Source organism: Rufibacter sp. XAAS-G3-1 (assembly GCF_013623775.1).
In the GTDB taxonomy this organism is placed as follows: domain Bacteria; phylum Bacteroidota; class Bacteroidia; order Cytophagales; family Hymenobacteraceae; genus Nibribacter.
In genome coordinates this window covers 251,961-273,986 of record NZ_JABFAM010000009.1, presented here as the reverse complement: position 1 = coordinate 273,986, position 22,026 = coordinate 251,961, and the positions used below count along the sequence as shown (strand labels likewise).

At 52.4% G+C, this 22,026-nt stretch carries 15 protein-coding genes; 9 read left to right on the top strand and 6 right to left on the bottom strand.

Annotated features, from left to right (window positions below; genetic code table 11):
- Positions 1–290 precede the first annotated feature (290 nt).
- From HHO50_RS12670 to egtB, 4 genes are all read right to left on the bottom strand, one after another.
- Positions 291–755 (bottom strand): DUF922 domain-containing protein, encoded by a 465-nt coding sequence (locus HHO50_RS12670; protein WP_181306420.1) that lies wholly within the window; start codon positions 753–755, stop codon positions 291–293.
- Positions 756–903: 148 nt separating this feature from the next.
- Positions 904–2,238: an MATE family efflux transporter gene (locus HHO50_RS12665; RefSeq protein WP_370457586.1), complete on the bottom strand. Its 1,335-nt coding sequence runs from the start codon at positions 2,236–2,238 to the stop codon at positions 904–906.
- Positions 2,239–2,581: 343 nt separating this feature from the next.
- Complete coding sequence (gene egtD / locus HHO50_RS12660) at positions 2,582–3,586, bottom strand: L-histidine N(alpha)-methyltransferase (RefSeq protein ID WP_181306419.1); 1,005 nt, start codon at positions 3,584–3,586, stop codon at positions 2,582–2,584.
- Positions 3,587–3,601: 15 nt separating this feature from the next.
- Positions 3,602–4,894 (bottom strand): ergothioneine biosynthesis protein EgtB, encoded by a 1,293-nt coding sequence (gene egtB / locus HHO50_RS12655; protein WP_181306418.1) that lies wholly within the window; start codon positions 4,892–4,894, stop codon positions 3,602–3,604.
- 78 nt (positions 4,895–4,972) lie between these two features.
- Between egtB and HHO50_RS12650 the strand changes: the two genes are divergently transcribed.
- Entirely contained in the window at positions 4,973–6,049 is a 1,077-nt protein-coding gene (locus HHO50_RS12650) for an o-succinylbenzoate synthase (RefSeq protein ID WP_181306417.1), read from the top strand.
- A gap of 228 nt (positions 6,050–6,277) precedes the next feature.
- On the opposite strand, the gene HHO50_RS12645 is transcribed toward HHO50_RS12650, so the two are convergent.
- The gene (locus tag HHO50_RS12645) at positions 6,278–6,967 is read right to left on the bottom strand and encodes an NAD-dependent deacylase (RefSeq protein ID WP_181306416.1); all 690 of its coding nucleotides are present in this window, start codon (positions 6,965–6,967) and stop codon (positions 6,278–6,280) included.
- 340 nt (positions 6,968–7,307) lie between these two features.
- Positions 7,308–9,758, bottom strand: coding sequence for a type I DNA topoisomerase (topA, locus tag HHO50_RS12640; RefSeq protein WP_181306415.1), 2,451 nt, complete (start codon positions 9,756–9,758; stop codon positions 7,308–7,310).
- A gap of 149 nt (positions 9,759–9,907) precedes the next feature.
- Between topA and HHO50_RS12635 the strand changes: the two genes are divergently transcribed.
- The 8 genes from HHO50_RS12635 to HHO50_RS12600 all read left to right on the top strand — a co-directional run bounded on the left by HHO50_RS12635 (position 9,908) and on the right by HHO50_RS12600 (position 21,270).
- Positions 9,908–10,384: a histidine phosphatase family protein gene (locus tag HHO50_RS12635; protein ID WP_181306414.1), complete on the top strand. Its 477-nt coding sequence runs from the start codon at positions 9,908–9,910 to the stop codon at positions 10,382–10,384.
- Between the two features lie 185 nt (positions 10,385–10,569).
- Complete coding sequence (locus tag HHO50_RS12630) at positions 10,570–11,319, top strand: ParA family protein (protein ID WP_181306413.1); 750 nt, start codon at positions 10,570–10,572, stop codon at positions 11,317–11,319.
- Between the two features lie 131 nt (positions 11,320–11,450).
- Entirely contained in the window at positions 11,451–16,925 is a 5,475-nt protein-coding gene (locus HHO50_RS12625) for a HAMP domain-containing protein (protein ID WP_181306412.1), read from the top strand.
- The gene (locus HHO50_RS12620; RefSeq protein WP_181306411.1) at positions 16,925–17,425 is read left to right on the top strand and encodes a chemotaxis protein CheW; all 501 of its coding nucleotides are present in this window, start codon (positions 16,925–16,927) and stop codon (positions 17,423–17,425) included. The genes HHO50_RS12625 and HHO50_RS12620 overlap by 1 nt, the downstream gene beginning before the upstream one ends.
- Positions 17,426–17,450: 25 nt before the next feature.
- Entirely contained in the window at positions 17,451–17,831 is a 381-nt protein-coding gene (locus tag HHO50_RS12615; RefSeq protein ID WP_181306410.1) for a response regulator, read from the top strand.
- A 106-nt stretch (positions 17,832–17,937) separates the two neighbouring features.
- Positions 17,938–18,981, top strand: a complete 1,044-nt coding sequence (locus HHO50_RS12610) for a CheB methylesterase domain-containing protein (RefSeq protein WP_181306409.1) — start codon at positions 17,938–17,940, stop codon at positions 18,979–18,981.
- Positions 18,978–20,609: a chemotaxis protein CheA gene (locus HHO50_RS12605; protein ID WP_181306408.1), complete on the top strand. Its 1,632-nt coding sequence runs from the start codon at positions 18,978–18,980 to the stop codon at positions 20,607–20,609. The genes HHO50_RS12610 and HHO50_RS12605 overlap by 4 nt, the downstream gene beginning before the upstream one ends.
- 37 nt (positions 20,610–20,646) lie before the next feature.
- Complete coding sequence (locus HHO50_RS12600) at positions 20,647–21,270, top strand: chemotaxis protein CheC (RefSeq protein WP_181306407.1); 624 nt, start codon at positions 20,647–20,649, stop codon at positions 21,268–21,270.
- Positions 21,271–22,026: the final 756 nt, after the last annotated feature.

Genomic DNA, 22,026 nt, shown 5'->3' with positions numbered 1-22,026 from the left:
TGTCTTGCTACTTATTGGAATGTTGTTTTAATAGCTTGAACCTGTTTAGAGTTTTTCAAAAACCGGTATTTAGAGCAATTACCCTGGTGCAAGCGTCTGCCTGGGCTGTCGTTTTTAGGCTACTTTCATAAAAACAGGCCTTAAACAGATGGTTTATCTGTACACGGCCGCAAGCAGCTGCCTGTGCCGCCGTTTCCTGCCTGTTTTTATGAAACAGGCAGGAAACTCTAAACAACTTCTTTTTTGAAAAACACACTAAAAACCAACAACTAACAACTGACAACTAACAACTACCTATAAGCCTCCAATTGCTTCAAGCGGACTTCCACCGAGGCGATCCATTCCATTTGCTGTTCTTTGTCCAGGCCGTGGCGGCTCTCAGAGTCGTAGAGATCCTGCTCTTTGTGCCAGTTGTTGAAGGCTTCAGAGGCATATTTGTTCAGGTCGGCGGCCCCGCGGTTGCAGGCATTGGGGAGTTCGGCCAGGCGCTTGCGTAGCATACGGGCGTGCAGTTCGGTTAAATCAAAGTGAAGCTGCTCATGGGCCAGCAGCAGGACAGAGGTTTTGTTGCGCGTCCAGGATTCTTTGGGGTTGAAAACGGCCTCCACTTTAAACTTCAGCTTGTTGTTCTCGCACTTAACCTTCATCTCCATGTTGGTGGAGGTAAGCGCGTGGTGTTTGTTGGTGGGCGCGGGACTGCCGGCAAAATCATCCCAGGTGAGGCGTTTCTGCACCGTCCAGGGGATGTTAGTCAAGGCAACCGTTTTGGGGCTAGTTTCAGGAAAAGGGGCAAAAAACAGCGCACTTATCCAAAGGGGCAAGAATAGAAATGACATAGCTGCTTCGGTAACACACTCCTGGGCAAAAGGAGTTTCTTCTCTCACAACTAAGTTATAAAAAAAATTATTGCGGACTCAATTTCTTAAACCGGAAAAACAGCAACAAGGCGGCAATGGTTAACCCGGTGAGCAGCCCCAGCCAGATGCCCACGGCTCCTAACTCCAGCCAGAAACCCAGGGCAAACCCCATGGGCAAGGCAATGAGCCAATACGAGAACAAGGAAATCATGCTGGGTACTTTCACGTCTTCAAGCCCGCGCAACGCGCCTAAGCCCACTACCTGTACCCCGTCTGACAACTGGAAAACCGCCGCAATAATGAGCAGCTGGGACGCCAGCGCATGTACGGCCACGTCTTCCACGTAGAAATGCGGGATAAGGTCTTTGCAAAGAATGATGAGGGTGGCACTGGTAGCCATGAACAAAGCCCCCAGGACAAGGCTGCTGTGCCCCGCCATGTGCGCGCCGTGTAAATCGCCGGTGCCGCGCAGTTTGCCTACCCGTATGGTGGCGGCCGCCGAGATTCCGCTGGCCATCATGTACGTCACCGAGGCCACGTTGAGGGCTATCTGGTGCGCCGCCAGGTCGCGCGCGCCTACCCAGCCAATCATCACCGCCGAAAAACTGAACGCGCCCATCTCAAAGATCATCTGCAAAGAGATAGGCAGGCCAATCTTGAACATGCGGGTCATGTGCGTCCAGGAAATATGCTGCAGGTTCAGGTACTGGCGATAACGCGCAAACCTACGGGCGTAAAGGACAAACACCGCCATCATGATGGCCATGAGCACCCGCGAGATGAGCGTGGCCCAGGCCGCTCCGTTCAGACCCAGGGCGGGGAAGCCCAGTTTCCCGTAGATGAGCACGTAGTTCAGTCCCACGTTCACCACGTTGGCCAGGATGGAGATGTACATAGATTGTTTGGTGAGCGACAGGCCCTCGGCAAACTGCTTGAACGCCTGAAACACCATGAGTGGCACCATGGAGAGAAACAGGATATTCACGTACGGAATGGCCAACCGCACCACTTCTTCGGGCTGGTTCAGGTACGCGATGAGCGGGGAGAGACCCCAGAAGGCCAGAAAGAGCAGTACGCCGATGGCAGTATTCAGGATGAGCCCGTTGAGCAGCACCAAAGCGATGCGGGTATGGTTTTTCCGGCCATCGGCACGGGCCACCAAAGGTGTCATACTAAACGAAATGCCCAGCCCGAACACCAGCGTAATGGTGAAGATGCTGTTCCCCAACGAGGCCGCCGCTAACTGCGCTGTTCCTATTCTACCGGCCATCACGCTGTCTGCCACGCTCACCAGAATATGGCCCAGTTGGCTTAGAACCACCGGGTAGGCCAGCCAGAAAGTATTTTTATAATGTTCGCGGTATTGAGCGGAGAAAATCACGGGCAAATTTTTAAACAGGCCGCAAAGCTACGGCTATTTTCTCTTTCTGCTCAAGACAATTCAAACCTTTGTAACCATCTAAGAGCCACAGCTGGCGTGTGGAAATGGCTCACACCTGCCTACCATGTAAATCATAACCAGGTGTTTCTGGGGGTAAGAATCGTTACTGGCTTTAACTATAGGGGGCAACCCTTGCGGTTGCCCTTTGCTTTTGCCGCTAAAAACCAATGATCAGCATTACTCACTTTGATGCGTATTTTCTTCCAGCAGCCCATTGCGTTGGTTACCGTCTTGGGCCACCACAAGGGGAATACCTGGATTCTGCTGATAGCGCTTGCTACATCTAAGATACCGGCCGTAGCAGCACATCGGCGAAGCCGTGGCTGGGGTCTGTGAACACGTCCTGCACGGTGAATCCGCAGGAGTGGGCCATTTCCTCCACTTGCTTTAGAGAGAATTTGTAGGAGTTCTCGGTATGGATGGCCTCCCAGGCTTCAAAGTGGAAGGTCTGGTTCAAGGCACCAAGGTGTACTTCCTGGGCTTTGCGGCTGATGAGGAAACTGCGCATGGTGCCTTCCAGTGGGTCATATTCGGCGAAATGCTGGAATTCGTCCAGGTCAAAATTAGCGTGGAGTTCTTTGTTGATGCGGTGCAGCAGGTTCAGGTTGAAGGCCGAGGTGACACCGGCGGCATCGTCATAGGCGCGCCGTATCTTTTCGGGGTCTTTTTTCAAATCCAGGCCTAAAAGGAAAGAATCTTCGGGGTTCAGGCTTTGCCGGAGGGTGCACAAAAACTTCTTCGCCTCGGGCAAATCAAAGTTGCCTATGTTGGAGCCCAGGAACAGCACCACCTTGCGTTGCCGTTCGTTCTGGTTGAGCCATTCCAAGCCCTGGAAGTATTCGGCGGCCAGCGCCTTCACCGGTAAAGAGGGCCAGCGGTGGTGCATGTCTTCCAGCAGCAGGCTGAGCTGGTCTTCAGAAATATCCAGCGGCACATAGGAGAAATTCGCTTTGGAGGCCACCAGTTCAGAGAGCAGCAGTTTGGTTTTATAGGCGTCTCCGGCCCCTAAATCTACCAGTTGAAATGGGGTGTGGGTGTCAATGGCGAAGAGGATTTCCTTCCGTTGCTTTGACAGAATCTGGTGCTCCAGCTTGGTCAGGTAATACTCCGGCAATTCCATAATCTGCTGGAACAGCTGACTGCCTTTGGCGTCATAAAAGAATCTGGAGGAGAGCTTTTTGGGGCTTTGGCTCAAGCCTTGCATGACGTCCTGCGCCAGCCCGTTATCGTCAGACAGGCGGGTGGGCAACAGGTTAATCAGGCGGTCATGGGTAGAGGTGGAGGTCATAGATTTTTGCTTGAATTATCTTTTGGCAAGCCGAATACCAGTAAACTGCCAGCGTTTGTCGGCAGGGAAAAAGTTACGGTACGTGGGCCGGATGTGGCTTTGCGGCGTGGCGCAGGAACCGCCCCTGAGCACCATCTGGTTCACCATGAACTTCCCGTTGTATTCCCCAATAGCCCCGGGAGCGGTTTCAAACCCAGGATACGGGAAATACCCGCTATACGTCCACTCCCAGGTAGTACCCAAAAGCTGCGCCACTGGTTGTGTCTTTTCAGCTTGGGTTGCTGTCACCGGTTGGTACATGCCGCTTTCCAGAAAGTTTCCTTCCTCTACAGGATGGGCGTGCAGCTGCGCCAGCGCCTCCCACTCAAACTCGGTAAGCAACCGGTGCCCCGACCAATTCGCGTATGCCAAAGCCTCATAGAAACTGATATGGGTGACCGGAGCCTCAAGGTCAATTTTCTCTAACCCGTGTAAGGTGAAGTGCCACCATTCATTGTCCAGTTCAATCCAATACAGCGGGGCTTGCCACCGCTGTTGCTGGCAGAGTTGCCAGCCTTCGTCCAACCAGTATTTGAATTCGGCGTAGCCGCCCGCTTCTATAAAAGAGAGGTATTCTGCATTGGTCACCAGCGTGCGCCGCGCCTGAAATTCTGCTACATACACCGGGTGCGCCAGCAATTCATTGTCAAAGCAGAATCCTGTGCCCTGAAAGCCGATGGTGTACATACCGGCCGTCACGGTGCACCACTCGTTTTGGGGCTGTTTTCCGGAAAAGACACTTGAAACAGCCTCGGGTTTGGGCAGGTACGCCGGCAGCAAGGGATTGCAGCTCAGAATGTACTTGATATCGGTGACCAGTAGTTCCTGGTGCTGTTGCTCATGCTGCAGGCCCAGTTCCAGCACGGCATTCAGCGAAGCATCCTGTAAAAGCTGCTTGTCCCTTAAAGCTTTCTCCATTCCTTCGTCTACGTGCCGACGGTAGGCGTAAATGTCTTCCAGGGGTGGGCGGGACAGCGTGCCACGGTCTGAGCGGGCAATGCGGCTGCCCATGCTGTTGTAGTACGAGTTGAACAGAAAGGCATACTGCGGATGAAAAACCTGGTAGCCAGGCAGGTGCGGCAACAGGATAAAGGTCTCAAAGAACCAGGTGGTATGCCCCAGATGCCATTTGGGCGGACTCACATCTGCCATGGGTTGCATGACGGTATCTTCGGGGGTGAGCGGGGTGCATATTTTTTCGGTTTGCGCCCGTATGTGCTGGTAGCGGGACAGCAAACTTTGAAAGCCGACAGGAGTAGGGAAAGACATGTGGTTTCTACGTATTTATCCCTTCTAAACTACTTTTAGGCCGAAAGGTTGTACCTTCACTTGCTCTATAAACCTTCTATGCCCTTCGTTTTAACGCCTTTTAGCCGGGAACTCGCCTTCAAATTTGATGCCCGTACGTCGCGCGGTGCCATGAAAACCCACCAGGCCCATTACCTGCGGTTGCACCACTCTGATAACCCCGAGGTGCAGGGCTGGGGAGAGTGCTCTCCGCTGCCGGGCCTCAGCCCAGAATACTCCCCAGATTTTCCTGTGCTGCTGGAAAGACTCTGCACCCAGTACAATGCCCTGCGCATTGAAGACCCAAACGCCGAAGAAGGAGCCAACTTCTGGAATTCTCTGGTGGAATGGCCGTCTATCTGCTTTGCTTCTGAAACCGCCTGGGTAGATTACCTGCGCGGAGCCAATCGTATTCTTTATAAAAATGCCTTCTCCCGTTCAGAAGAAGGCATCAAAATCAATGGCCTTATCTGGATGGGGGACTCGGCCTTTATGCGGGAGCAGATTCTGAAAAAGATGGGGGCGGGTTTCAAGTGCCTGAAGCTGAAGATTGGCGGCCTCCACTTTGCCCAGGAACTGAAGATACTAAGAGAAATCAGGCGTGTGGCCAGCCCAGAGGAACTGGAGCTCAGGTTAGATGCCAACGGAGCGTTCCCTACCTTTGAGGCCGAAGAGAAACTCCGGGAATTGGCCAAGTACCACATCCATTCCATTGAACAACCCATTAAGGCGGGTCAGCCCGATGCCATGCAGCTCTTGTGCGAAGTTTCGCCTATTCCTATTGCGTTGGACGAGGAATTGATTGGCCTCAACGGCGAAGAAAACAAGTGGAATCTGCTGGATAAAATACGGCCGCAGTACATTATCATAAAACCCACGTTGGTGGGAGGCCTTCTCAGTAGCCGCGAATGGATACAGGTGGCCTCGTCCTTAGGCATTGACTGGTGGCTCACCTCGGCTCTGGAATCCAACATCGGCCTGAACGCCATTGCGCAGTTCGCCGCAGACCAGGCAAACCCCTTGCCCCAAGGCCTGGGCACCGGTCAACTGTACCACAATAACTTTGCTTCGCCGCTTGAAATTAGGGGGGAAGAGCTGTGGTATAATCCTGAAAAAGCTTGGGAATTGCCGGAGTGAGTGAGAATTACTATTCCTCTTTCATTGTCATCCTGAAAGGATCTTGTGGGCGAACGGGAATAGCTCTTCTTCAACGCCTTTCTAGTTCACCCACAAGATATTTCCAAGATGACAGGACTGGTTGAATTTAGGAGAATTAGTAGGTTTATACACTTAGCAGAAGGCAGGGACTTGCTTACCAAGTATCTTCCTTTTTCGCCCATTTTCCAGAAAACAGCCCTAAAACGCTTATTCTTCCAGCAGTTTCTTCACCAAAGCAGGAACACCAACCGTTGCTTTTTCCTGTATGATGGTGATGTTCCTTTTAGGAGGCACGGCCGGTGCGTTGGGGTCAATGAGGTAAATGGGCGTATCATGCGGGGCGTAGGAGAGAAGGCCCGCCGCCGGGTACACTTGCAAAGAAGTCCCGATGATGAGCAGGTAATCGGCGGTCATGGTTTCCTGAGCGGCCTGTTCAATGAGCGGCACCGCCTCGCCGAACCAGACAATGTTAGGCCGCAGTTGAGAACCTTTTTCGCAGAGATGGCCTAAACTCAGCTCCCAGCCTGGCATGGGGTAAATCAGGTTTTCATCCTTGGTGCTACGACTTTCAAATAGCTTCCCGTGCAGGTGCAGAATGTTGGACGAACCGGCTCTTTCGTGCAGATCATCTACGTTCTGGGTAATGATGTGCACGTCAAACTTCTGCTCCAGGTCAACCAAGGCTTTGTGAGCCGCATTGGGTTCTACGCCCAAGGCACTTTTTCTACGTTGGTTATAGAACTCCAGCACCAACCCAGGGTTTCTTCTCCAGCCTTCCGGCGAGGCAACCTCCATCACGTCATGTCCTTCCCAAAGGCCGTTCGCATCCCTAAAGGTTGCCAACCCGCTCTCTGCGCTGATTCCGGCGCCAGTCAAAACCACAATTTTCTGTTTCATGGGTATAATGAGTGAAAGAGTGATTGAATGATAGGGTGAATTCAACTAAGTATGCGGACAAAATTAGTTTGACATACTCTTTTGTCTTCATCCTGGAAGGATCTTGGTCGCGAACGGCAATAGCGCTCCATCAAAGCTATTCTAGTTCGCCCATAAGATCCTTCCAGGATGACAAATTAATATAAAGTAATTCTGTCTCCGTACTTAGTTAGAAATACCGCTTTAACTACGTAATATGGGCTTAAACGGTAAACTCCGTTTCAGGGCTGCTTTTTATAAAACAGCTTCAAAACGGAGCTTATCTAAGTAACATGTACGCTTAAAACTAAGGGCTCGCCCTTTAGCTGGCCTTTTTCTTAGCGGTAGTGGCTTTCGTGGTGGTTTTCTTGGCGGTTGCTGCTTTGGTGGTACCAGTCGTTTTCTTGGTCGCAGGTTTCTTGGCAGCGGGAGCATCAGCGGCAGGGGCGGCTTTTTTCTTGAAGCCGCCGCGCGTCGGTTTGTCCGGGGTAGCTTCCGCTAATTCCAGGCATTGCTCCAAAGTTAACTCAGACGGTTCCTGACCCTTCGGGATTTTCACGTTTTTCTTGCCCACGCAGATATAAGGCCCGAAGCGTCCGTTCAAGACCGTAACCTCTGGGTTCTCGGGGAAATTTTTGATCATTTTCTCCGCGTCAGACTTGCGTTTGGCCTCAATCAAAGCAATGGCTTCGGCCTCTGTTACCAACAAGGGATCAAGGTCTTTGGGCAGGGAATAGAACTTGCTGTTATGCTGAATGTACGGGCCAAACCGACCAATGGCGGCTTTCATGTCCTTGCCTTCATACTCACCCACCACGCGCGGTAACTTGAACAATTCCAGGGCTTGCTCTAAGGTGATGGACTCTATGAAGGTACCTTTTCTAAGGCTGGCGTACACCGGTTTGGCATCGGTGCCTTCCACCTCTTCGCCCAACTGCACGTAGGGCCCGAAGCGCCCTAGTTTGGCAATCACCTTCATGCCTGAAACCGGGTCAACCCCCAATTCGCGGGCACCGCTCACGGTTGAGCGCTCTACGCTGGCGCTGGTTTCAATGGTTTGATGGAAACTTGAGTAGAAGTTGTCCAACATTTTATCCCACTGCTTTTTACCGGCGGCAATCTCATCAAATTCTTCCTCTACCTTGGCCGTGAAAGAATAGTCGATCACGCTTTCAAAATGTGCTACCAGAAAATCGGTCACTACCATGGCTATGTCCGTAGGGAAAAGCTTGGCTTTCTCGGCCCCGGCCATCTCGGTTTTCTTCTGGGTAGAGATTTGGCCGTTCTCCAGGGTGAGCACATGGTACGCCCGTTCCTTTCCTTCCCGATTGTCTTTTTCTACGTAGCCCCGTTTCTGGATGGTAGAAATGGTAGGCGCGTAGGTAGACGGACGGCCGATGCCCATCTCTTCCAGTTTCTTCACCAAACTGGCCTCGGTGTAGCGGGGAGCCGGACGGCTGAACCGTTCGGTGGCTTGCAGACGCTGTAAGTCCAGCGACTGTCCTTCCGCCAACGGCGGCAACATGCCTTTCACGTCGTCATCGGCCATTTCCTCGTCATCGGTTGACTCGGTGTACACTTTCAGGAAACCCTCAAAACGAATGACTTCGCCGGTGGCGATCAATCTTTCGGGCTGGCCGCTGATGGTAATGGTGGCGGTGGTTTTCTCGATTTCGGCATCGGCCATCTGCGAGGCGATGGCCCGTTTCCGGATCAAATCATACAACCGTTGCTCATTGCGGTCTGAGCTCACCTGGAGGGCCGCAAAGTCGGTGGGCCGGATGGATTCGTGGGCTTCCTGCGCAGATTTTGACTTGGTCTTGTACTGGCGCGTTTTCACGTAGTTTTCGCCAAAAGAGCGCGCAATCTCGGCGGCGGCGGCTGTCATGGCATCCTGCGACAGGTTCACCGAGTCAGTCCGCATGTAGGAGATCTTTCCGGCCTCGTACAAACGCTGGGCTACCTGCATGGTCTGCGCCACCGAGAAGGACAGCTTACGGCTGGCTTCCTGCTGCAGGGTGGAAGTAGTAAACGGCGGCGCGGGGCTGCGTTTGGTGGGCTTTTTCTCCAGGCTTTCAATGGAATAGGCGGCACCAATGCAGCGCTGCAAAAAGTCTTCGGCCTCTGCCTGGGTTTTGAAACGCGTGTTCAGTTCGGCTTCCAGGCGCTTGCCGCCCGCGTCAAACTGGGCCACCACTTTATAGGAAGAGACGGCTTTGTGGCGTTCAATCTCGCGCTCGCGCTCCACCACCACGCGCACGGCCACAGACTGCACGCGTCCGGCCGAAAGCCCGGTTTTGATTTTTTTCCAGAGCACGGGGCTCAACTCAAAGCCCACCAAACGATCAAGCACCCGGCGGGCCTGCTGCGCGTTTACCAGGTTCACGTCTATGCTTCTGGGGTTTTCAATGGCGTTAAGAATAGCACTTTTCGTGATTTCTCTGAACACAATGCGCCGCGTCTTGGCCTCGCTCAGGTTCAAGGCTTCTGATAAGTGCCAGGAAATGGCTTCTCCCTCGCGGTCCTCATCAGACGCTAGCCACACCACTTCGGCTTCCTTGGCTAATTTCTTCAGTTGCGAGATCACCTCCCGCTTATCGGCGGAGACCACGTAGGTGGGCTTGAAACCGTTCTTGATGTCAATGGCATTGTTGTCTTTGGGGAGGTCGCGCACGTGCCCAAAGCTGGATTTCACAATGAAATCCTTCCCCAGGTACCCTTCAATGGTCTTGGCCTTGGCCGGCGACTCCACAATTACTAAGTTTTTTATCATATGGGAAGAGAGCAGGGCAGGGCCCTAAATTTTTTCAAAGATGTAGTAATTTTTTGAGACAATCCAACCACTATCTTTATACCCGTTGTTCAAATGAGGTAAAAGAATATACCTTAGAGGGATAAAAAGGTTTATAAGTATACGTTCGCATGAAGAATCTCTTATTAATGCGCCACGCCCCTGCGGCGGATAAAACCATTGGGCAAACAGATTTTGACCGGGAAATCACCCTTCTGGGGCAACGGCGGGCGGGCGAGGCGGGCCAATGGCTGAGAAGTCAATCCTTACAACCAGAACTGGTCTTATGTAGTTCCTCGGTGAGAACCCGCATGACGCTGGAGCACCTGCTCAGCGAGGTGGGCCACAAGGTGCCGGTGCAATTTGAGCGGGATATTTATTACGGGGCCGAGCAGGACCTGCTCAGCCTGCTGCACGGCGTGGGAAACGACGTAGATACGCTGCTGGTGATTGGCCATAACCCCACCATTTCCTTTCTTGCCTCTTCGCTGGCGCATGAAGAGGTTTCTTTCAGCCCGGCCTCCATTGCGCACCTGCATTTTAACGGATATAATTGGGAAAACCTGCGGGCCGGTAGCTGCAAGCTTCATGTTCTTTATAGAGAATAGTTCTGCTGTTTTAGGCTTCTTTTTCTGAAAACAGGCAGAAAACGAGAAAACACGCTTGCCATGTTCTGCTGTTTTAGGGCTGTTTTCCTGAAAACAGGCTAAAAACGTAAAACCGGCCTATAATTATTTGTAGTTTAGCGGCCTCGTCCCACACCAGAAAATATTTTTTCTTTTTCATGCAACCTATGGCAACAACTATCGTATCGGTCATCAACCAAAAAGGAGGTACTGGTAAAACCACCACTACCATAAACCTGGGGAGCGCCCTGCAGAAACTGGGCAAACGCGTGTTGTTAATCGATTTAGATCCTCAAGCCAATCTTTCTTATTCCCTGGGAATCACGGAGCCTGAAAGCACCCTCGCCGATGTGTTTACCGGCAAGGATAAACTGACGGACTGCATTCAGGAAAGCGGCGGCCTCTTCATTGCGCCGGGTTCCAATGAGTTGGTAGACGTAGAGATCTCGCTGGTAAACCATGGGGAACGGGAGCGTTTTCTGCAGCAGATGCTGAGCGAGGCCAAAGGGTATGACTACATACTGATTGATTGCCCGCCTTCCCTGTCGCTCTTGACGGTAAATGCCCTGGTGGCCTCCCATGAAGTCCTGATCCCGCTGCAAATGGAGGTGCTCACCCTACAGGGCTTAGGGCAGATCCTGAACACGGTGCAGCAGATAAAGAAAACGCTGAACTCAACCCTGAAGGTGAAGGGCATAGTGGTGGTCATGTATGACAAGCGCCGCAAACTGAGTTCAGAGATTGAAGACTACCTGAAAGAGAACGTAGACGAATATATCTTCCAGCAGCGCATCCGGCAGAACGTGAAACTGGCCGAGGCCCCTTCCTTTGGGCAAAGTGTGCTGGACTATGACGCCTCTTCTTATGGGGCGAAAGATTATATGGGGCTGGCAAAAGAATTTGTGACTATTCCATAGCGAACGCATTTTCAGAAGTGTGGTATTTTTAGTAAATTGCGAAGATGTCTGCCGTAGTGGACACCTGAAATTAAATTAATGGCAAACTTTATTGCCGCAGAAGATAAAATTCTCTTCAATTCAAAGATAAGATGGCTTTAGGTAAAAACTTAAAACTCAACAAGGATAAACTGATCGGGAAGGCGGAGGCGGGAACCCCCACTGAAACGCCGCCCACGGAGGCCGTTGCCAACGTGACGGAAGAAACCCCGGTGGCAGTACCGCCTGAGGAAACGCCAGTACAGGAGAATACGCCCGCGCAGGAGGAGACAACTCCTGTCATGGACACTCCTTTGGCTGAAGTAAAAGGTGCGTCTAATGGAAAGACTACGCCCGCCAAAGCCCGTGTAGGAGGAAGAACATTGGAGAAACAAGCTGAAAGAACCGGGAAAACCCTGGCAGAGCCAGAAACCTCAGATCAGGCCAGGAAAAGCAATTCTCCCCGCCAGACTTCCCAGAACCAGGATTCTGACTATATCAATGAGCAACTGAACCGCGTGCTCTACGCCCTGGATGCCTTCAAAAAAGGAGACGTTTCGGTGCGGTTGACCAAGCAGAACAACGACATCTTCTCAGAAATAGCCGAAGCCTACAACTCCATGGTGGAGATGATTGGGGGCGTGGGCGGTGAGGTGTCGCGGATCTCCAAGGTAGCGGGGGTAGAAGGAAACCTGAAAGCCCGTGCCTCTGCTGAGAGCGCCTCCGGTTTCTGGAAAGACATGATCAACAACATCAACGGCCTGGTAGACTCCATCGCCGTGCCGGTGTTGGAGGTGGGCAAGGTATTGAAGAACATCTCCCGCGGTAACCTGGATGAGACGTTCCAGATTCCCGTGTCGGGTGACTTCAAGGTCATGGCCGAAACCATCAACCGTACCATTGACAACCTGAACCTGTTTGCCGGTGAGGTAACCCGGGTGGCCCTGGAAGTAGGTACCGAGGGGAAACTGGGAGGCCAGGCCTCGGTGCCCAACGTAGCCGGTATCTGGAAAGAACTCACCGATAACGTAAACGCGATGGCCTCTAACCTGACCCTTCAGGTACGGGACATCGCCAAGGTAACCACGGCCGTGGCCCAGGGAAATCTGGACCAGAAAGTAACCGTAGACCTGAAAGGCGAAATGCTTCAGCTCAAAGAGAACATCAACCAAATGGTGGACTCCCTCAACATCTTCGGGGATGAGGTGACCCGCGTGGCGCGTGAGGTGGGTACCGAGGGGAAACTGGGCGGCCAGGCGAAAGTGCCGAACGTAGGCGGGGTTTGGAAAGACCTCACCGACAACGTGAACACCATGGCCTCCAACCTGACCTCGCAGCTCCGTGACATCGCCAACGTGGCCACCGCGGTGGCGAAAGGCGACCTGACCCAGAAAATCACGGTGAACGTGAAAGGCGAGCTGGCCGAGCTGAAGGACAACCTGAACCAGATGGTGGACTCCCTCAACATCTTCGCCGATGAGGTAACCCGCGTGGCGCGTGAGGTAGGTACCGAAGGAATCCTGGGTGGCCAGGCCAACGTGCCCAAAGTGGCCGGGGTTTGGAAAGAACTAACCGACAACGTGAACTCCATGGCCTCCAACCTGACCCTTCAGGTGCGGGACATCGCCAACGTGGCCACCGCCGTGGCGCGGGGCGAGTTGAGCCAGAAGATCACGGTAAATGTAAACGGAGAGCTCCTTCAACTGAAAGACTCGCTCAACCAGATGGTGGACTCCCTCAACATCTTCGCTGGCGAGGTAACCCGCGTGGCGCTGGAGGTAGGTACCGAAGGGAAATTAGGCGGCCAGGCCTCGGTGCCGAATGTAGGCGGGGTTTGGAAAGACCTGACAGATAATGTGAATTATATGGCGTCTAACCTGACGCTGCAGGTACGGGACATCGCCAACGTAGCCACCGCCGTGGCGAAAGGCGATTTGACCCAGAAAATCACCGTGGATGTGAAAGGTGAGCTCCTTCAACTAAAGGACAACCTGAACCAGATGGTGGACTCGTTGAACATCTTCGCCGGGGAGGTAACCCGCGTGGCGAGAGAGGTAGGAACCGAGGGTAAATTAGGTGGCCAGGCTTCTGTACCTAATGTGGGCGGGGTTTGGAAAGACCTCACCGACAACGTGAACTACATGGCGTCTAATCTGACGCTGCAAGTAAGAGATATTGCCAACGTGGCTACCGCCGTGGCACGTGGCGACTTAAGCCAGAAGATCACCGTTGGGGTAAAAGGCGAATTAGCTGAGCTGAAGGACAACCTAAACCAAATGGTGGATTCCTTGAATATCTTCGCTGGGGAAGTTACCCGGGTGGCCCTGGAAGTAGGAACCGAAGGGAAATTGGGAGGCCAGGCCTCCGTTCCTAACGTAGCCGGTACCTGGAAAGCGCTGACGGATAACGTAAACTCGATGGCATCTAACCTGACGCTTCAGGTGCGGGACATCGCCAACGTGGCGACTGCGGTAGCCCGTGGCGACCTGAGCCAAAAAATCACAGTAAATGTGAAAGGCGAGCTCCTTCAACTGAAGGACAACCTGAACCAAATGGTGGACTCCCTCAACATCTTCGCCGGTGAGGTGACCCGCGTGGCGCGTGAGGTAGGAACTGAGGGTAAACTGGGCGGACAGGCGGCCGTGCCGAATGTGGCTGGTACCTGGAAGGCCCTGACCGATAACGTGAACTCCATGGCGTCCAACCTGACGCTGCAAGTACGGGATATCGCCAACGTGGCGACCGCCGTGGCAAGGGGCGATTTGAGCCAAAAGATCACGGTAGACGTGAAGGGCGAGCTCCTTCAACTGAAGGACAACCTGAACCAGATGGTGGACTCCCTCAATATCTTCGCCGGGGAGGTAACCCGCGTGGCGCGTGAGGTGGGTACCGAGGGAATCTTGGGTGGACAGGCCAATGTACCGAACGTGGGTGGGGTTTGGAAAGACCTTACCGAGAACGTGAACTACATGGCCGGTAACCTTACCTCTCAGGTACGGGACATCGCCAACGTGGCCACCGCGGTAGCAAGGGGCGACCTGAGCCAGAAAATCACGGTAGACGTGAAAGGCGAGCTCCTTGAATTGAAAAACAACCTGAACCAGATGGTGGACTCCCTAAACATCTTCGCTGACGAGGTAACTCGGGTAGCAAGAGAAGTGGGAACCGAAGGTAAATTGGGCGGCCAGGCCAACGTGCCTAAAGTACGGGGTACCTGGAAAGAGTTGACGGACAATGTGAACTCCATGGCGTCTAACCTGACGCTGCAAGTGCGGGACATCGCCAACGTGGCCACCGCCGTGGCGAAAGGCGACCTGACCCAGAAAATCACGGTAGATGTAAAAGGAGAGCTCTTAGAGCTGAAAAACATCTTAAACCAGATGGTGGACTCCCTCAACATCTTCGCCGGTGAGGTAACCCGGGTGGCCTTGGAAGTAGGTACTGAAGGTAAACTGGGCGGACAGGCGGCCGTGCCCAACGTGGCCGGAACCTGGAAGATGCTGACCGACAATGTGAACTCCATGGCGTCTAACCTTACCTCTCAGGTACGGGACATCGCCAACGTGGCCACCGCGGTAGCGAAGGGTGACCTGAGCCAGAAAATGACCGTAAATGTGAAGGGTGAAATCCTTCAACTGAAAGATATCTTAAACCAGATGGTGGACTCCCTCAACATCTTCGCGGGGGAGGTAACCCGCGTTGCGCTGGAGGTAGGTACCGAAGGAAGACTGGGCGGACAAGCCAAAGTGCCGAACGTGGCCGGGGTTTGGAAAGACCTCACCGACAACGTGAACACCATGGCCTCCAACCTGACCCTTCAGGTGCGGGACATCGCCAACGTAGCAACGGCCGTAGCGAAAGGAGACCTGACCCAGAAAATCACGGTAAATGTGCGGGGCGAGTTAGCCGAGCTGAAGGACAACCTGAACCAAATGGTGGACTCCCTCAACATCTTCGCCGGGGAGGTAACCCGCGTGGCGCTGGAGGTAGGTACTGAAGGCCGTTTAGGGGGCCAGGCTTCCGTGCCGAACGTGGCCGGGGTTTGGAAAGACCTTACCGATAATGTGAACATCATGGCCTCCAACCTGACCACTCAGGTGCGCGGCATCGTGAAAGTAGTAACGGCGGTATCTAAAGGTGACTTAACCCAAAAACTGACCCTGCAAGCCAAAGGCGAATTAGCCGATCTGGCCGACACCATCAACAGCATGGTGGAAGACCTGAACCGCTTGGCGGGAGAGGTGAGCCGGGTAGCCAGAGTAGCCGGGGTGGAAGGAAAACTGACCGAGCGCGCGACCGTGCATGGTGTATCTGGAAGCTGGAAAGAACTGGTAGATACCTTGAATGACTTGTTAGAGTCCATTGTAACACCGGTGTTGGAAGTATCCCGCGTAGTACGTTCTATCTCTGAGGGAGATTTAACCCAAAGAGTTGAAATTCATACCGCCGGTGATATTCTGGCCATGTCTAATGCCCTGAACCTGGCCGTGGACAACCTGAATTCCCTGTTAGGGGAAATCAATGACTCGTCCCTGATTGTTGGTTCGTCTTCTGAAGAGATGGCGGGCAAAGGATTAGAGATGAACCGGGTAACGGTAGACGTAGCCCTGGCCATGCAACAAATGGCCGAGGGTGCCCAAAACCAGGCCCTTAAAACAGACCAGGCCTTCAAACTGATTGAAGAGATCATGAAGGCCACCAAAGAGACCGCGAACAAAGCCGATGTGGTGAACCGTTCGGCGGTCATGGGGGAAGAGACTTCCCAGTTGGGTCTGAAAACAGTGGCCGAGGTGGTGCGCAACATGGAAGAGATTTCTTCTTCTGCGGCCCTTACTGCCAAAACCATTGAAGTACTAAGCACCCGTAGCCAGGAGATCTCCAAATCACTGGGAGTAATCACTGACATTGCGGCGCAAACCAACCTGCTGGCTTTGAACGCAGCCATTGAGGCGGCCAGAGCGGGTGAAGCCGGACGCGGTTTCGCGGTAGTAGCCGAGGAAATCAGGAAGCTGGCCGAAGGCTCCCGGAAATCGGCGAGTGAAATCAACACGCTGGTAGACGATGTGAAGAAAGATACCTCTTCTGCCGCCGCCGCTATTGCCACCATGGAAGGCCGGGTATTAAAAGGAAAGAATGCCACGTTTGAGGCCTCCGGTGCCTTTAAGAACATTGCCACTTCCAGCGGTGAGACGCTGCGCAGTGCCCAGGACATCTTAGTGTCTACGGAAGTACAGAAAACCTCTATTGGCGATGTAGTGAAGTACGTGGAAGAGGTAGTAGCCATTGCGGAACAGACCGCCACCGGTACGCAACAGGTAGCGGTAACCGCAAAGCAACTTTCAGCTTCCATGCAAGAATTGACTACTTCCAGCCAGCGTCTGAATGACATTGCCGATGACCTCCAGATCAGTATTTCGGCCTTCAAACTTGTAAACGGCAATTTGGTTTACCCTAACCGGAACGCGCGTAAACTAACGGCGGTGCCTTCTGCCCGTAAGCGTTCTTACCAGGGAGATGATGCCAATGACGTTGACTTTGACAGAAAACTAAATGGCAAAAAGCCACTTAAAAACAGAGGTCAGGAATAATGGAGTCTCAGAACATACGAGATAAAAAGGACAAGGTAGTAGAGGAGAAGGTGCATCTTATTGTCTTTAAGTTGGGCAGTGAAGAATACGGCGTCCGGATTGATCAGGTGAAAGAGGTAACCATTACCCCTGAGATCACCCGCATGCCCAAAACACCTCCTTTTATAAAAGGAGTATCCAACATTAGGGGAGATATTATAGCCATCATGAATCTGGAAGAGCGCTTTCACATTGAGCGCCCTTCCGGTTCAACTTCCCCGCATACGTATACCCTGGTGATGGAAGCCAAAGACTACACCATGGGCTTTATTGTGCACGAGGTGCCGCAGTCTTTGACCTTGCCCGTTTCCAGTATAGACAAAGCGCCTTCTTTTATCCAGGACATCAGCATCAATGAAAACTTCATTGAAGGCATAGGCAAGCATGAAGACCGGCTCATCATTGTGCTGGACATGTACAAAATCCTTACCTCAGAAGAAGTGTTGCAGTTAAAATCATAGTGCTTATTTTTTGATCTAATTACTTATGGAAATTACAGATAAGAAAAGAATATTAATTGTAGACGATTCTTTCTACATGCGCACTATGTTGAAAAACATGCTGCTAGATGCCGGGTATGACGTGGTAGGCGAAGCCCCAGACGGGAAAACCGCCCTCCAGATGGCGAAAGACAAAATTCCAGATCTGGTAACGCTTGACGTCATCTTGCCAGACAACACCGGTTTAGATGTTCTCAAAGGAATCAAGCAGGACAACCCAGATATCAAAGTGGTGATTGTAAGTGCCGTTGGCCAGGAAGTGATCATGAACGAAGCCGCCGAATACGGCGCTTTGCATTACATCATCAAGCCCTTCTCAGAAGACAAAGTGCTGGAAGCATTGAGCAACGCTTTCAAGGAAGAATAGAAAAAACAAGCCAAAAACAGCACCACACCCTCACCCTGTGCAGTCACCTAAAATCAGAGTTTTAATTGGGGATTCCTCCGTACGCGCAAGGCTTGTGCTTACTGGTATGATAGATGCCGAACCTCAGTTTGAGGTGGTAGATACGGCCCAGTCACAGGAAGAATTGCTGCGGAAGGCATTTTCCTCTCAGCCAGACCTGATCGTGGCCCAACACCACCTGACCATGAGCGGCAGGGTGCCCTTGTTCCGCCGGGTGTACGGCGAGAAATCTTCTATTTTACTCATGGTTTCTCAAAATCTGCCCCAAAACGCTTTTTCCATGCCCCCTCCCTTTGAAAGAGTTGGGGCTTACGCCCCAACTCCCGGAATTGGAAAGGGCCAAAAAGTCGAAAAAGCGGAACTCATGGCAAAACTGAGGGAGTTGGTGAATGTTTCTTCTGGTGAATTCACAGCCCCTACCTCTTTTGAGCGGCCGGGTGGCCGATGGGGAAAGTATGCCAGCACCTTGTTGGCCTCTTCTCCGGTGGCCAAAGTGCCGCTTTCAGTAGTGGTGATTGGTGCTTCAACGGGAGGTTCGGTGGCCATTGAGTACCTGGTCAGAGACCTGCACCTTCTGCAACCAGCGGTGGTGTTGGTTGCCGTCCACATGCCAGAAAAATTCACCAAACGCTTGGCCAAACGGTTGCAGAAATTCACCAGCTGGCGGGTGGAAGAAGGATACGAGGGCATGGAATTATCTGCTGGATCTATTGTGATTGCCCCCGGTGGGCAGAACATGCGGGTGCAAAGAAGATCTTTGAACCCAAACCAACTTTCCATAGGCCTGGAGCCCTGCACCACCATGGACACGCCTTCTGTAGATGTGCTCATGCAGTCTGCCGCCCAATGTGCGCACGCGCAAGTGCTGGGCGTGATTATGACCGGCATGGGACAAGATGGTACCGCCGGTGCCCGGGAGATAGTAAACAGGGGCGGGGTGGTGATTGCCCAGAATAAAGAAACCTCCACCATTTTCGGGATGGCCAAGTCTGCCATAGAAAGTGGGGTGGTGAGTGGAGTTTTCCCCTTAGGGCAGATAAACTCCATCATGCACCGGTTTGTCTCCGGCCGAAACAGGAGACACGTGCCCCAACAGAAAATGGTAGGATGAAGTCGAGAGATCAGGAATATAAAGAGATATTTATAGCCGAGGCTCTCGAGTACTATGATGCGCTGAACCGGCACATCAGTGATCTGGAGAAAACCCCGGAAGACGAACAAGTATTGGCCGAGGTATTCAGGTTACTCCATAACCTCAAAGCCAACGCCAAAGCGATAGGATATGAAACCATTGCCGATGTTTCCCATAAACTGGAAACCGCTTTCGGCCTGATCCGGAACAAGGAACTTAGTTTCAGTGATGAGGTGGTAACCGTCCTTTTTGACGGCATTGACCTGTTAGGCGAGATGATCACCGGCATTGACGGGCCCAAAGAGGTAGAGCCCAGCCCGGCTTTGCTCAAGAACCTGGACATCATCATCAATACCCAGGCCGATAGTTCCTCTGAACTGTCAAAGGTTCAGAAGTACTACACGTCCAAAAACCTCTCGCTCTCAGACCTGATCTATATTCAGATCAAGAAACTAGACCATTTGATGAATCTGGTAGGGGAGTTGATCATTGACCGCGACCGGATTGTCTCCATCGGCAAAGAGCTGGATCACGATGATCTCAAGAACGTAAGTGCGCACCTGTACCGTATTACCGAAGAAATACAGTACAGCGTGATGGATGCCCGCCTGGTGAATGTGGGTTCTCTGTTCAACAAGTTTCCGCGTATTGTGCGGGACATAGCGGTGACCGAGAAAAAAGAAATCAACCTGGAGATATTCGGGTCAGACATTCAGATTGACCGGAACATCCTCCAGATCATCACCGATTCATTGTTGCACCTCATGCGGAACGCCATTTCGCACGGGATAGAAAAGGCCGATGTCCGTAAGAAGAACAAGAAAACCCCCAACGGGAACGTCATCCTTTCGGCCCAGAATGACCGTGACACGGTTATTCTGAAATTGATTGATGACGGCAAAGGCATAGATCAGGAAGAGGTAAGACGTGCCATTGTGCAGAGAGGCTTCCTGACGGCCGATGCCGCCAACGACCTGCGCGATACCGAGGTGCTGTCTTATCTGTTTGAGCCCGGGTTTTCGTTGGCCAAGGAAGTGACGGAGGTATCTGGCCGCGGCGTGGGGCTAGACGTGGTGAAAAACGCCATAGACTCTATTGGCGGCAGAATCAGGGTGGATTCAAAGAAAGGGGAAGGTACCACGTTTACCTTGTTCCTGCCTACGTCCATCGCGGTGAAAGGAGCGTTGCTCTGCCAGGTAGAGGAGAATTTTTACGCCATTCCGCTCATGCACACAGATTCTGTGGTGGCGCTGCCTACGCAGGAATTGCATGAGGTGGGAGAACTGCTGGTGGCAGACATCAACGGCGAAACCATTACCATTGTCTCCATGCGCGAGCTGTTCAATACAGATATCACGGAGTACCGCGTTAAGAAGAGCGATCTGGCTGGGTATGCCCAGAACATCATTATTGTGACCTATAATAACCGGAAGTTAGGCTTGATTGTAGATAAACTGCTCAGACAGCAGGACATTGTGATCAAGGCCCTGAGCAAACCGGTCAATACCATTGAAATTTATGCGGGGGTGACCCTTCTGGGCTCGGGCAAGGTGTGCCTGGTGCTGGATGTGGCCGCCATTACCCGCTACTTTCTTGCCAGAAGGTAAGCACTACATGGCAAACAACATTTTTATAGCCTGATTCATGGAGCTTCAAGTAAATGAACTAGAGCGGGATATTATCAAAGAAATCCTGAACATAGGCCTGGCCAGGGCAGCAGACTCGTTTGCAGCAATCGCAAAAGACCGCGTTTTGTTGAAAGTGCCAGACCTGCAGTTGATGGAGGCCGAAGAACTTCTGAAGATTGTACGGGCGTATGAGCACTCGCACACCCTCATTCAGTCAGACATCAAAGGCGAACTGAACGGCTCCACCCTCATGCTGTTCTCTGAGCTGCACGTAGAGCAACTCTCAAAGGTCTGTTTGGGCATGACGGTGAAAGGAAGCGACCCGCTCACCGAAATGCAGGAATCTTTGCTGCTGGAAGTGAGCAACATCATTACCGGTGCCCTGGTCACGCAGTTGGCCAATATTTTGAAGGCTAGTATCTACGGCTCACCGCCCGTGGCCCCCAAGCATGATATTGCCGAATCACTGAAAGGCATCTTCACGGATCATCCCTTGTTCCAGCCGCTGGTGTTCACCGTGATTACCCAGTTCACCAACAATTCTAAATTGGTGGAATTGCCCCTGCTGCTGTTTTTTGACACCAATACCTTCATCAAGATTCTGGAGATCATCCGCTCCTATAATTTTCTTACCAAGTAAAGTTGGTAAAGAACCTGTTTATGGCCTGTTTTCATAAACTGGCATTCAAAGCAATTTCTCTGGTGCAGGCATCCACCTACGCTATCGTTTTTAGGCTACTTTTATAAAAACTATCCAAAAACAAGAGGTTTGCCTGTTTACTGCCGTAAGCGTCCGCTGGTACCGTATTTTTATGCCTGTTTTTATAAAAACAGGCATAAAACTCTAAACAGCTTCAAAATTTACCGCTATTGCGAGATTGATGCGCTTTAGAAGAAGATGAGTGGAGCGCCAAAACCACCCTTACCCCTCCCAGGAGGGAATACGCTTTTGCAGGGGAACAAGGGCATTACAACCAGGAACCGCTACGATGGCGCGGATTCACTTACTTTCCCCAGTTCCAGTCTTCCCCGAGCGCGCCTCGCTTTTGGCCCTGGACAGACATGCGCCAAGAGAGAAAGACTTCCCCGGCCAAAAGGGCAGTGCGCTCGGGGAAGACGGGGCCCCGCGGCCGTGAGCGCTTAGCGGAAGCTATGAAACAATACAGCACTTGCACCCACGGGAAAAGCAGAAAAGCCAGGGGAACAGCTCGTGAAGCTTGCACCTCCGCAGTAAGCGGCACTGCCAAGGGCACAGCAAAAGGCTGCTCCAGCTAATAAAGCCCAGGAAACCCACCGCCTCCCTAGAGAAAATTCTCCCTAAAAAAGCCACTTCCAGGCAGAGCCTAAAGCCTAGAACTGAACCCAATAAGAAGATTTAGCCTAAAACGAAAGAACC

Bases quoted from the DNA above. Each gene is read 5' to 3' on its own strand.
- HHO50_RS12605 (WP_181306408.1), top strand. From the start codon at position 18,978: ATGAAGTCGAGAGATCAGGAATATAAAGAGATATTTATAGCCGAGGCT.
- HHO50_RS12650 (WP_181306417.1), top strand. From the start codon at position 4,973: ATGCCCTTCGTTTTAACGCCTTTTAGCCGGGAACTCGCCTTCAAATTT.
- HHO50_RS12620 (WP_181306411.1), top strand. From the start codon at position 16,925: ATGGAGTCTCAGAACATACGAGATAAAAAGGACAAGGTAGTAGAGGAG.
- HHO50_RS12615 (WP_181306410.1), top strand. From the start codon at position 17,451: ATGGAAATTACAGATAAGAAAAGAATATTAATTGTAGACGATTCTTTC.
- topA (WP_181306415.1), bottom strand. From the start codon at position 9,758: ATGATAAAAAACTTAGTAATTGTGGAGTCGCCGGCCAAGGCCAAGACC.
- egtB (WP_181306418.1), bottom strand. From the start codon at position 4,894: ATGTCTTTCCCTACTCCTGTCGGCTTTCAAAGTTTGCTGTCCCGCTAC.
- HHO50_RS12630 (WP_181306413.1), top strand. From the start codon at position 10,570: ATGGCAACAACTATCGTATCGGTCATCAACCAAAAAGGAGGTACTGGT.
- HHO50_RS12600 (WP_181306407.1), top strand. From the start codon at position 20,647: ATGGAGCTTCAAGTAAATGAACTAGAGCGGGATATTATCAAAGAAATC.
- HHO50_RS12610 (WP_181306409.1), top strand. From the start codon at position 17,938: ATGATAGATGCCGAACCTCAGTTTGAGGTGGTAGATACGGCCCAGTCA.
- HHO50_RS12645 (WP_181306416.1), bottom strand. From the start codon at position 6,967: ATGAAACAGAAAATTGTGGTTTTGACTGGCGCCGGAATCAGCGCAGAG.
- HHO50_RS12635 (WP_181306414.1), top strand. From the start codon at position 9,908: ATGAAGAATCTCTTATTAATGCGCCACGCCCCTGCGGCGGATAAAACC.
- egtD (WP_181306419.1), bottom strand. From the start codon at position 3,586: ATGACCTCCACCTCTACCCATGACCGCCTGATTAACCTGTTGCCCACC.
- HHO50_RS12625 (WP_181306412.1), top strand. From the start codon at position 11,451: ATGGCTTTAGGTAAAAACTTAAAACTCAACAAGGATAAACTGATCGGG.